Here is a 532-nt window from a genome sequence, read left to right as displayed (position 1 = left end):
ATCGTGCCCGACTGGTCGCCGACCATGTAGTAGTCGATCTTGCCGATCGCGGGCGAGGTGTCGTGCCAGGCCTTGTGGCTGAAGTGGGTGTCGGTCGAGACCGAGAACACCTCGACGTCCATGCCCTGCAGGGTCGGATAGATGCCGGCCAGGTCTTCCAGCTCGGTCGGGCACACGAAGGTGAAGTCGGCCGGATAGAAGAAGAAGACGCCCCACTTGCCCTTCACGTCGGCGTCGGAAATCTCGACGAATTTGCCTTGCTTGTAGGCGGTCGCCGTGAACGGCTTGATGGGCGTGTTGATGAGGGCCATGCGAAATCCATAGGCTGAGGTGATTGGGGAGGAGGTCCTTCTAGCCGACTCGGACGGATAAGCCCAATCACTTATTTGCAGATGCACAATAAACTGCGTTTATACATAAATCCTTTGCGTTGGCAGGCGCTTGCCACGCGGCTCGCATCGACATCGAGGGGCTGCAAGTCCCCATATTCTGCGGCGCAGCATCGACATAAACCCGTCATTCCGGGGCTGAG

General features: G+C 58.5%; 1 protein-coding gene. It reads right to left on the bottom strand.

The window, feature by feature from the left end:
• Nucleotides 1-311 (bottom strand): redoxin domain-containing protein (locus B2U11_RS03920; protein WP_292070089.1); only part of this gene is annotated, 311 nt, incomplete at its 3' end.
• Between the last annotated feature and the right edge of the window lie 221 nt (nt 312-532).

This window comes from Brevundimonas sp. UBA7534 (genome assembly GCF_002479325.1).
Taxonomy (GTDB): Bacteria; Pseudomonadota; Alphaproteobacteria; order Caulobacterales; family Caulobacteraceae; genus Brevundimonas.
The sequence above is the reverse complement of the archived record's forward strand: the minus strand, read 5'-3'. Positions and strand labels throughout refer to the sequence as shown.